This window comes from Holdemania sp. (assembly GCF_986127675.1).
The window spans coordinates 1-9,981 of the sequence record NZ_CFQZWI010000102.1 but is presented as its reverse complement, the minus strand read 5'-3'; the positions used below and the strand labels follow the sequence as shown (position 1 = coordinate 9,981).

Sequence of the window (9,981 nt, the reverse complement as noted above, 5' to 3'; positions counted from 1 at the left end):
TTTCTCAATTTGTATTACTATTAACCCCTTTCTTTCTTGTCATAATAATACAAATATGCTATGATTAGCACAGAAGGTGAAACCATGGCAAGCTCAAAGCAAGCGCGGATTCCGCGATATAAACAAATTGAAAATGATCTGATTGATAAAATCAACAGCGGCGTATACGTCACGGACGACCTGCTTCCCACCGAGGCTGAGCTGTCCAGGGAATACGGCGTCTCGCGCGTAACCGTCCGTCAGGCCCTGGGCAATCTGACCACCCGGGGCTACATCTACCGCAATCAGGGCAGCGGCTCGTTCGTCGCCAAGCCCAACGTCATCCAACGCACCCCGCTGATCAAAAGCTTCAGCGACGATATGCGGGACATGGGAAAAGTGCCGACCTCCATCGTCAATACCTTTTCCGTGACCACCGCCGGCAAGACCGTCGCGCGGATTCTCGGCATCCGGCCGGAGGATCGGATTTACTACATCGAGCGGACGCGGATGGCCGACGACGTACCGATCATGTTTGAACGTACCTACATGGCCGTCGATCTGCATCCCGACATGTCGATTAAAATTCTGGAATCCTCAAAATACGACTATGCCGAAAAAAACGGCTACGACATCGACTGTGACTATCAGAATATCTCGGCGATTTTCCCGCCCGAATACATTGCGGAAATCCTGCGCTGCGATCCCAAGATGCCGATCATCAAGATCGCAAATACAGTTTATATGAAAAACGGGAAGATTTTCGATTTCGACGAATTGTATATGCATCCCGAATTGTACCAGCTGAATATCGTCAAACGCCGGGAATAATCCCGGTTTTCTTTTGGCGTTCCCGCTTTTTGTCTTCGCAGAAAGTAACGCAGGCCAGCCATCAGGCTGAACAATACCCTCGGATTCAGACTTGATCAGAACAAGGAAACAACCAACGCTTTCCTTCAACGGTCTTGTAAAACGGTCAGACTGTTTTCAATGCTTCAGAATTGTTTTTTTGAATAAGGGGAGAGGGACGATCCGTATTTGGAGGTTTGAAGGAAGTTGCAAACAGAAATCAGTCTGGAACAGGGAAATCGTCCCTCTAGTATTAATATTGCGCAAAATTGAAAAAAGCCCCTCTTTTTTTTGATTTTTTTAAAATTTTTACTATTTCGATGATTTCGCCCCTGTTTTTCATTCAATTCGATGATTTTCCTCGCGCGATCCTTTACAATAGGATCAAGGTCCCAATTCAGATTTGACACTGGAAAAAGAACGCAAAAAGGAGGTTCAATCATGGAATTGGAAGAAGTAATCGCACAGCGGCGAAGTATCCGCAAGTTTGAAACAAAACCTGTGGAAAAAGCCAAACTGGAAAAGCTGATCGAAGCCGCGCGGCTGTGTCAGTCGGCGAAAAACCGCCAGCCCTGGCAATTTATGATTTTAGAGGATGGCCGGAAAGATCAGGTCGCCGGGATTATGCTTCAGCTGTTTGAAAGTCACGATGAAGAACTGCCCGGCTATGTCAACAGTTCCAGGCACACCGCTCAGATTATACAAAACGCGCCTGTCCTGATGCTTGTCTTCAGAGAACCGGACGAGCTGTGGATCCCCGGTGATCTGTTATCCATCGGCGCCGCAATCGAGCATGTTTGTCTGGAAGCGGTGAACCTCGGCTTAGGCGCTTTGTGGATCCGCGATACCGAATATACGGAAAAGGAAATCTGCGCCTATGTAGGTTATCCTCAGCTGCAGTTAGTCTCCGCTATTGCGCTGGGCTACCCGGCCGAACAGCCCGCTCCGCGCCCGCGGAAAACTCCCGAAGCGCTTCTGCTTCCATTTCAGGGACGTTAACGCGTCCTTTTTCTTTTTCTCATCCTGACCGGGTATGATTTGACCCGGCCGGTTTATCCTATATAAAGGATCGGGGACCGCAAAGGAATTTAAGTTATGAAAAAGCAAGGAATTTAAGTCCTGAAAAGATAAGGAATTCGAGTCTTGAAAAAGCATTGCGATTGACAGAAAAAACGATGTGCGTTATGCTACTTCCATACACCCCCTAGGGGTGGGGTACTCGAGGTGATGAAATGAAGAAAACTTATGATGTTACAGGCATGAGCTGCTCCGCCTGCAGCGCTGCGATCGAGCGCGGCGTGCGCAAGCTGGACGGCGTCGAACAATGCGACGTCAATCTGTTGGCGAACAAGATGACCGTCAGCTTCGATGAAAATCAGCTGACCAGCGATAAGATTCTGCAGGCTGTCGAACAGGCCGGCTATCACGCCGAGGAGCACGGCGCACCCGCGGCGGCTTCCAAAGCGTCAGCCGCGGAAAATCCGATGGAGAAGCAGATCAAAACGATGAAGACCCATTTTATCATCTCCGTCGTCTTCATGCTTCCGCTGTTCTATCTGTCGATGGGCCACATGATGGGCTGGCCGCTTCCGGCGTTTTTCCTCGGTCATGAAAACACGATGAACTTTGCGCTGACGCAGTTTCTGTTGTGTCTGCCGGTTGTGATCGTCAACGGCCACTACTTTACCAACGGTTTCAAGAACCTGTTCCGGCGCTCGCCGAACATGGATTCGCTGATCGCCATCGGTTCCGCCGCCGCGATCGTCTACGGCGTGATCGCGCTGTATGAAATCGGCATGGGACTGGGCGCGCAGGATATGGTCAAGGTTCACAGCTGGGCGATGGACATGTATTTTGAGACTTCGGCGATGATTCTGACCTTGATCACGCTGGGCAAATATCTGGAAACCCGCTCCAAGGGCAAAACCTCGGAAGCGATCGCCAAGCTGATGGATCTCGCGCCGAAAACTGCCTGGGTCCGCCGCGGTGAAGAGTTCGTGGAAATTCCCGTCGAGGATGTCCGCCCGGGCGACCGCCTCCGCGTCAAGCCGGGCCAGAGCGTACCGGTCGACGGCGTGATCGTACAGGGCAGCGCGGCCTTTGACGAATCGGCGATCACCGGCGAAAGCATTCCGGTCGAACGCACCGTCGGTGAAAAGATCATCGGCGCAACCGTCAACAAAAGCGGCGCGGTGGAAATGGAAGCGACGCTGGTCGGTGAGGACACCACGCTCTCGCAGATCATCCGGCTGGTAGAAGAAGCGTCAGCCTCCAAAGCGCCGATCGCCAAGCTGGCCGACAAGGTCAGCGGCGTCTTCGTTCCCGTTGTAATCACGATCGCCCTGGCGGCCGCCGTCATCTGGCTGCTTCTGGGCGAATCAATCAGCTTCGCGGTATCGATCGGAATCGCCGTCCTGGTCATTTCCTGTCCGTGCGCGCTGGGGCTGGCAACACCGACCGCGATCATGGTCGGCACCGGCAAGGGTGCGGAGAACGGTATTCTGATTAAATCCGGCGAAGCGCTGGAAACAGCGCATTCCTTACAAACCGTCATTCTGGATAAAACCGGCACGGTCACAACCGGCAAGCCGGAAGTCACCGAGGTCACGGTTCTGGGCGAAAGCGAAGCCGCGCTGCTGGACGCCGCCGTTTCCTTGGAAGCGGTGTCCGAGCATCCGCTGGCGGAAGCGATCGTGCGCTATGGTCAGAAACAAAATGCCAAGATCCAATCCGTTGATCAATTCGAGAACATCGCCGGCCAGGGTGTTCGGGCGTTGATCGACGGCCAGCCGACCGCTGCCGGCAATCTCAGAATGATGCAGGCGATGGGACTGGCGGACAAGCAGATCGAACAGCTGCATCACAACGCCGCATCGCAGGGCCGCACGCCGTTGTTCATCGCCCAGAGCGGAGTGGTTCTGGGAATGATCGCCGTCGCTGATACGATCAAACCGACCAGCCGCGCCGCGGTCGCTGAATTCAAACGGATGGGAATCGACGTGATCCTGCTGACCGGCGACAACCCGCAGGTGGCCCAGGCGATCGCCGCCCAGGCCGGGATCGACAACGTGATCGCCGAGGTTCTGCCGTCCGATAAGCAGCGGGTCGTCAGCCAGGTTCAGGCCGAAGGCCGCAAGGTCGCCATGATTGGCGACGGCATCAACGACGCCCCGGCGCTGGCCCAGGCGGACGTCGGCATCGCGATCGGCGCGGGAACAGACGTGGCGATTGAATCCGCCGATATCGTCTTGATGAAAAGCGATCTGTGGGACGCCGTCACGGCCATCAAGCTCTCCAAAGCTGTCCTGCGCAACATCAAGCAGAATCTGTTCTGGGCTTTGATCTACAACAGCATCGGGATTCCGCTGGCCGCCGGCGTGTTCATTCCGCTGTTAGGCTGGAAGCTGAATCCGATGTTCGGCGCGGCGGCGATGAGCTTAAGCTCCGTCAGCGTCGTTTCCAACGCGCTGCGGCTGAAATTATTCTCCAGTCCGCGCCCGGCCGGACTCCCGGAGTCTTCCTCGGCGCCTGCCGCGCAGGTTGCCGTCCAGCATATTGAATTTAAAAATAAAGGAGAAAAGAACATGACAAAAACTATGATCGTAAACGGAATGGCCTGCGCTCATTGCAAGGCCCGCGTCGAAGCCGCGCTCAACGCCGTCGCCGGCGTCGAAAAAGCAGAGGTCACGCTGGACGAAAAGAAAGCGGTCGTCAGCTGCAGCCAGCCGGTGGAAGACAGCGCGCTGATCCAGGCCGTTACCGATGCGGGATACGAAGTCGTTTCCGTCGCGTAAATGAAAGCCGACGCCGCCCGCACCCTGCAGCTGTTAAAAACAGCGCGGGGACAGATCGACGGCGTGATCCGGATGGTCGAGGACGACCGCTACTGCATCGACATCTCCAACCAGATCCAGGCCGCCTCGGCGATTCTGGCAAAGGTCAATCAGGAGATTTTAAGCGCCCACATTCACGGCTGCGTGAAGGACGCGATGCATGGCCAACCGGAAGACGCCGAAGCGAAGATTGAAGAAGTGCTGGAGATTCTGGACCGCTGCTTATAGCGTCGGATCTCTTTACTTAGAAAGCCCGGAATTTTCCGGGTTTTTTTCTGCTTCTTAAGCGTTATCCCTGATCCATTCCGTTTTCATCCTTTTTCTACCACTTTCGTTTTCCCGAAATCAGAAACAGTCCGGTAGAGAACAGATCCGCATGCTATAATGAAGAAAAGAACAACCTCACGGACTGCCCGCCAGCTTGTCCGAAGCGGGAAGCCCTCCGATCAATCAGGAGGAACGCTTATGAATATCATTATTTCCGGCTGCGGCAACGTCGGCTATCATCTGGCCCGCACCTTGATGAAAGAAGGGCATAACGTCACCGTTATCGACGCGGATCCCGAAGTCTGCCAGCGCGTCAGCCGCCAGCTCGACGTTTTATGCCTGCAGGGATCCGCGCTGGACCTCGACGTTCAAAATGCCGCCGGGGCAGATCATGCCTATCTGTTTATCGCCGTAACCCGCGATGAAAAAGCCAACATGCTCAGCGCGTTAATGGCCCGGCATTCAGGCTGTCGGATCGCCTTAATCCGGATGCAGGAATCCACCGCTTTAAAATCTCTGTCCTTACTCAGTCAGGATTTAAACTTATCGCTGTCGCTGAATCCGGACGAACTGGCAGCCCGGGAGCTGGTCAGAATTCTGGAATTTCCGGCGTCGGTCAATGTCGACAGCTTTTCTGCCGGGCGCGTGGAACTGATGGAATTCGAGGTTCAGCCCGGTTCAGCGCTGATCGGAAAGAATCTGACGGCAATCCGCAAAGCCTATCCCGGCCGCTATTTGTTCAGCTTGTGTCTGCGCGGCGATCAGGCTTCGATCCCCCGCGGCGATTTCATCGTCCAGGCCCGGGATCATTTAACCCTGACCGCTTCGCGTTCCCAAGCGCTGGCATTGTTCAGCCGCTTAAAACTGCGGACAACCGGAATCCGGCAGCTTCTTATTCTGGGCGGCGGCGATCTCGGCTTATCCCTCTGCCAGCAGCTGGCGGATCAGCCGGTTCAGATCACGCTCGTGGAAAAGGATCCGGCCCGCTGCGCCCTCATCAGCACCTGGTTTCATAAAGTGGACGTCTGCCGGGGCGATGCGACCAATCATCCGTTTTTACAGACATTGAACTTTGATGCGATGGATGCTCTGATCGCCGTGACTGGCAGCGATGAAATCAACGCCATGCTTGCGCTGTATGGCAGAAGCCGGCAAATCGGCCTGGTCTTCTGCCGTCAGAATACGCATTCCTATCTGCCGATCCTGCACGAAGCCAAAATCCGTACCGTCATGCCCAAGGATCTGGCAACCGAACAGATTCTCGGCTATGTCCGTTCGATCGACAGCCGCGATGAAAATCCGATCATTACGCTGCACACGCTGGCCGGCGGTCAGATCGAAGCGCTTGAATTTGAAATCGGGCCGGATGCCCGGCGCATTGTCGCCGCGCCTTTACAGGCGCTGCCGTTGAAGAAAAACATTCTGATCACCGCGGTTCTGCGGCATGCCCAGATGATCATCCCGGGCGGCCGGGATCAGCTGCAAACCGGCGATTTCATCATTGTTTTAGCCCCGGCCGGGCAAGTTCACCGTCTCGCGGATCTGCTTGAAACTCCGCTGCGGTCGGTATGAACAGGAAGCTGGCCGGTTGGATCGCCGGCGCTTCACTGCTCGGATCCGCAGCCGCAATGGCCCTTCCCTTATGTTTCGCAGCAATTTCAGGGGAACGGCTCGACCTTTTTCTGATCCCGATGTTATGCTGCGCGCTGCCCGGCAGCCTGTTGCTTCGCTACGGCCGCGGCGAACGGGTGATTTCAGCCCGTGAGGGCTTGCTGAGCATCGGACTCTGCTGGCTGATTTTATCGCTGTGCGGAGCGCTGCCGCTGAGTTTGAGCGGACAGCTTTCGTTCATCGACAGCGTATTTGAAATTATTTCCGGCTATACGACCACCGGAGCGACAATCCTGACCGACGTGGAAGCGCTGCCCCGCTCACTTCTGTTGTGGCGGGCACTGACGCAGTGGATTGGAGGGGTGGGCTTCGTCGTATTTATGGTCATGCTTGTCCCCGCTTCCCAAGGCAGCACGATGAATCTGGCGGAAGCAGAAGCCAGTCCGGCGGCGGAGAAATTATTTCCCCGCTTCCGGCAGAGCGCGGCGGTCCTGTGTGGGGTATATGGCGGATTAACCCTTGTGGAAGCGATCCTCTTATGTTTTGCCAAAATGCCGTTGTGGGAAAGTGTCTGCCACGCTTTGGCAACCGCCGGCACCGGCGGATTTTCAACCCGGAATCTTGGGATTGCCGCCTATCAGTCCCCGGCCGTGGAATCCATCATCGCATTCTTCATGTTGATTTTCGGCGTCAATCTCAAGCTTGTGTGGCTGTTTGTCACCGGCCGGGCGGCGCAGGCTTTGAAAAACGAGGAGCTGCGCTGGTATGCCGGATTGTTTCTGGGATTCTGGCTGATCATTGCGGGCAGTCTGATTCTGGATGGAAAAGCGTTGGTGAATGCCTTGGGGCTGGCCTTCTTCCAAACCGCCAGCGCGATCAGCACCACCGGCTTCGCCAGCGCCGATTTTAACCGCTGGCCGCAGCTTTGCCGGCTGCTTCTGCCCTTGATCACAATGCTCGGCGCCTGCACCGGCTCCAGCGGCGGCGGTTTGAAGATCGCCCGGGTCATCGTGGCAGGAAAAGCCATGAAACGGGAGCTGCACCGCAGCCGTCAGCCGCAGATTGTCAAAATTGCGACGCTGGACGGACAGCCTGTTGCGGAAGCCACAATCCAGCGTACGTTAACGTTTATCCTCATTTATCTGTCGTTTTTCCTCGTCGGCTGGATTTTGTTAGCGGCGGCTGGCGCGGATCTGGAAACGGCCGGCAGCGCCGTGCTTACCTGCATGAATAATTCCGGCACCGGCTTGAACGGCGTTGGTCCGCTGGGCAGCTATGCCGCTTTCCCGCCGTTTTCCAAACTGGTATTGTGTCTGGTCATGTTAGCGGGAAGACTGGAATTCTATCCGCTGTTATTGATCTGCCTGCCTGAAACCTGGACCGCTCCGACGTTAAAAATCAACTCGGAAAAGCGCTCATCTTAGCATGATGCGTTTCCCCTTGGAAACACAGCGGCGCAAATCGCTGGTAAAAGACTTGAACAAACACGGAAAGTCGCATACAATTTTTCTATGAAACAGATTATTTTAGGCGCGCTGGCGCATGTCGACGCCGGCAAGACAACCTTGTCGGAAAGTCTTCTTTATCAATCCAATCAAATCCGGAAGCGCGGCCGCGTCGATCATCAGGATACCGTCCTCGATTATGACGATCAGGAACGCAGCCGGGGTATTACGATCTTTTTAAAGCAGGCGATGTTCCCGTGGAAGCAAACCGAATTCACACTGCTGGACACGCCCGGCCATATCGACTTCAGCGCGGAAATGGAGCGCACGCTGCAGGTGCTGGACTACGCGATCGTGCTGATCAGCGGCATCGACGGCGTGCAGGCGCATACGCATACGATCTGGAAGCTGTTGGAAACCTATCATGTCCCGGCGTTTGTGTTCGTCAACAAGATGGATATTGCTTACGATGACGCGGCGGCGCTGATGACTTCGCTGCAAACCCAGCTTGATCCGCGGATTATCGACTTTACGCAGGTGGACGGGCAGATGGAAAACATCGCGATGCAGCGCGACGATCTGCTGGAAAGCTATCTTAAGCAGGGGACGCTGACCCCTTCCCAGATCCAGAGCGCGGTCGCTGACCGCTCGCTTTTTCCCTGTTATTTCGGCTCCGCGCTGAAAGCGGACGGCGTGGAAGCGCTGTTGGACGGACTGGACGCCTACACCGCAATGAAAAGCTATCCGGAAACCTTCGGAGCCCGAGTTTACAAAGTTTCCCGCGACCGCCAGGGCACGCGCTTGACGCATGTCAAAGTTACCGGCGGTGTTTTAAAGGCCAAACAGGTGCTGGACAACGGTGAAAAGGTCGATCAGCTGCGGCTGTACTCCGGCGAGCAGTTCACCATGGTCAATGAGGTTCCGGCTGGTCAGGTTTGTTGCCTGAAAGGACCGATGAAATTAGGGATTCATGACGGATTGGGATTTGAGCAGCCCGCTCGGACGCCGGTGCTTTCCGCCTGTCTGAGCTACAGCCTGATCCCGCCGGCGGGCTGCGATCCGTTTGCGTTATATCGTCAGCTCAAGCAGCTAGAGGAAGAAGATCCCCAGCTGCATCTGCAATTTCACGCGCCGACGCAGGAAATCCGCATTCAGATCATGGGCAACGTTCAGATTGAGATCTTGAAACAGCTGATCGCCAGCCGGTTTCACCTGGACGTGGAGTTCGACGAAGGAAAAATCAATTACAAAGAAACGATCTGCACGCCGGTGGAAGGCGTCGGTCATTACGAGCCGCTGCGCCATTACGCCGAGGTGCATCTGTTGCTTGAACCGCTGCCGCCCGGCTCTGGGGTGCAGGTGACTTCCGACTGCCCGGTCGATTGGTTAGCGCTGCCGTGGCAGAAAATGGTGCTGAACTGTCTGGATGAAATCGAAGTTCCCGGCGTATTAACCGGCTCGCCGATCACCGATATCAAAATCACGCTGATCGCCGGGAAAGCGCACATCAAACATACCGAAGGCGGCGACTTCCGCCAGGCCACGCTTCGGGCGCTGCGTCAGGGTTTGCGCAGGACAACCTGCCAGCTGCTGGAGCCGGTCTATCAGTTCCGCATGGAGCTGCCCGCCGGTCAGCTGAGCCGTGCGCTGTTCGATCTGCAGCGGATGCAGGCGCAGTCGGCAATCACGCAGAATCAGACCGACACGGTAATTCTGGAAGGCACGGCCCCAGTTGCCAAAATGCGCAATTACCAAGCCGAGCTGACCGCTTATACCCATGGCTTAGGCCGGCTGGTCTGCACGTTTCAAGGTTATCAGCCCTGCGCCGATCAACAGGCACTGATCGAAGCGATCGGCTACGACTGCGACGGCGATCTCGACTTCCCTGCGGATTCCGTTTTCTGCAGCCACGGCGCAGGATTTCTTGTGCGCTACGACGAAGTTGAGGAACACATGCATATCGAAGCTCAATGGCATCCGCAGGAGATACCGGGAAG

7 protein-coding genes are annotated in these 9,981 nt (G+C 55.5%); all 7 read left to right on the top strand.

The genetic code is table 11. From position 1 onward, the window contains the following. Positions 1-84: 84 nt before the first annotated feature. Positions 85-810, top strand: coding sequence for a GntR family transcriptional regulator (locus AC5OW4_RS12715; RefSeq protein ID WP_072683797.1), 726 nt, complete (start codon positions 85-87; stop codon positions 808-810). Positions 811-1,269: 459 nt separating this feature from the next. Continuing rightward, complete coding sequence (locus tag AC5OW4_RS12710) at positions 1,270-1,827, top strand: nitroreductase family protein (protein ID WP_072683798.1); 558 nt, start codon at positions 1,270-1,272, stop codon at positions 1,825-1,827. 233 nt (positions 1,828-2,060) lie between these two features. Beyond that, complete coding sequence (locus AC5OW4_RS12705; RefSeq protein WP_072683799.1) at positions 2,061-4,622, top strand: heavy metal translocating P-type ATPase; 2,562 nt, start codon at positions 2,061-2,063, stop codon at positions 4,620-4,622. Beyond that, positions 4,623-4,889: a metal-sensing transcriptional repressor gene (locus tag AC5OW4_RS12700; RefSeq protein ID WP_006059334.1), complete on the top strand. Its 267-nt coding sequence runs from the start codon at positions 4,623-4,625 to the stop codon at positions 4,887-4,889. It begins immediately after the preceding gene. A gap of 237 nt (positions 4,890-5,126) precedes the next feature. Then, entirely contained in the window at positions 5,127-6,500 is a 1,374-nt protein-coding gene (gene trkA / locus AC5OW4_RS12695; RefSeq protein WP_195396224.1) for a Trk system potassium transporter TrkA, read from the top strand. Then, positions 6,497-7,963: a TrkH family potassium uptake protein gene (locus AC5OW4_RS12690; protein WP_195396223.1), complete on the top strand. Its 1,467-nt coding sequence runs from the start codon at positions 6,497-6,499 to the stop codon at positions 7,961-7,963. Before trkA ends, AC5OW4_RS12690 begins: the two co-directional genes overlap by 4 nt. Before the next feature lie 87 nt (positions 7,964-8,050). Next, positions 8,051-9,981 (top strand): GTP-binding protein (locus AC5OW4_RS12685; RefSeq protein ID WP_493677039.1); only part of this gene is annotated, 1,931 nt, incomplete at its 3' end.